The organism is Acetobacterium sp. (assembly GCF_041752335.1).
Lineage (GTDB): Bacteria > Bacillota > Clostridia > Eubacteriales > Eubacteriaceae > Acetobacterium.
In genome coordinates this window covers 1-1,830 of record NZ_JBGSHG010000065.1, presented here as the reverse complement: position 1 = coordinate 1,830, position 1,830 = coordinate 1, and the positions used below count along the sequence as shown (strand labels likewise).

Here is a 1,830-nt window from a genome sequence, read left to right as displayed (position 1 = left end):
ATTCTGCTCGATCAGTTCCTTCAGAATTTACCGGCAATGATAAAAAGCAGTCTCAAACCCTGCGCCTGAATGGATATTTTTCAGGGAAAGTCCTTTGCATCAACGTTTTAGGGTGTTTTTAATGTGCGAAGTTTGAGTTATCACAGATAAAAAGTAGCGGACTTTTAGGGGTAAATGGCGTAATTGTCACTGTTGAAATCGATATATCCCGAGGATTACCCTCCTATTCACTGGTGGGTCTTCCAGATACCGGTATCAAGGAATCCAAGGATCGGGTTTTTTCAGCCGTGAAAAATAATGGTTTTAAATATCCCATGGACCGGATCACCATTAATCTTGCTCCCGCAGACCTGAAAAAAGAAGGGCCGGCATTTGATCTGGCCATTGCTCTGGGTATTTTAAACGCTTCGGATCAGCTGACCTGGGATCATCCTGAAAATTATCTGATCATCGGAGAATTATCCCTCAGCGGCGAAATAAGAAGTGTCAATGGGGTATTACCGATGGTACTGGCCGCAAAAGAAGCTGGTATATCTAATATTCTGGTCCCCTTTGAAAACCGTCATGAAGCAGCGGTGGTTCAGAATGTTAATGTCTATCCATTAACAGATCTCCATGAAGCCGTCTCTTTTTTAAAAAACGAACTGATCATCGAACCCTTCAAAGTCGATCTCAATACTCTCCTGACCGTCGAAAACAGCTGTCATAGCATCGATTTTTCCGACATTCGCGGCCAGGATCTGGCCAAACGAGCGTTAGAAATAGCTGCCGCCGGAGCACACAACGTCTTGATGAGCGGACCCCCCGGCTCCGGAAAGACGATGCTGGCCAAAGGTTTTCCTTCCATTTTGCCGGATCTCACCCTTGATGAAGCCCTTGAAATAACGAAGATCCATAGTATTTCCGGACTGTTAAAAAACAATGCCATCATGAGTCAACGGCCTTTCCGCTCCCCCCACCACACTATTTCCAAAATTTCCCTGGTCGGAGGCGGTCGGATTCCCAAGCCCGGAGAGGTTTCCCTGGCTCACCTGGGTGTTCTTTTTCTTGATGAACTGCCCGAGTTTCAAAAATCAGCACTGGAAGTTTTGCGTCAGCCCATCGAAGACCAGGAGGTCACCATTTCCCGGGTCAATGCTTCCCTGACCTTTCCCGCCAGCTTTACCCTAATCACCTCGATGAATCCCTGTCCCTGCGGTTACCTCACCGACCCAGCCCATGAGTGTATTTGCACCCCCCAGCAGATTAAAAACTATCAGGGTAAAATCTCCGGCCCACTAATGGATCGACTGGATATTTTTGTAGAGATCCCCAGTACCACCTATGATGAGCTTCAAACTAAACCCAAAGGTGAAACCTCTCAGACGATTAAGATACGGGTGGATGCTGCCAGAGAACGGCAAAATGCGCGCTATGCAGAACTTGACATTTTCTATAATGCCCAGCTCACGCCCAAACTGATGGAGACCTTCTGCCAGCTTGGTCCGGCCGAAGAAACTCTGATGGAAAAGGTTTATACCAAAATGAAACTCAGTGCCCGGGGTTATCACCGGATCTTAAAACTAGCCCGTACCATTGCCGATTTGGACGGGTCTGAAACCATCCAGATTGCCCACTTGTCGGAAGCGATTCAGTACCGGGGCATGACCCGGTTATCATAATGAGCCACCTAAGCCGATTTTTTCCTCGCATCGGGTAGGAGGCTGACCATTAATTGATCAGCCGACCTCCCACACCACCGTACGTACCGTTCGGTATACGGCGGTTCCAGAGTTCACACCGTTACTTGCAGATAATAATCATAAAAATTGGGATATCCTGCCCGCTTGA

Annotated in this window: 1 protein-coding gene; it reads left to right on the top strand. The window is 47.7% G+C overall.

The window, feature by feature from the left end; translation table 11 throughout:
• Positions 1-146 precede the first annotated feature (146 nt).
• Positions 147-1,661, top strand: coding sequence for a YifB family Mg chelatase-like AAA ATPase (locus ACEW8F_RS08600; protein ID WP_373483065.1), 1,515 nt, complete (start codon positions 147-149; stop codon positions 1,659-1,661).
• Positions 1,662-1,830: the final 169 nt, after the last annotated feature.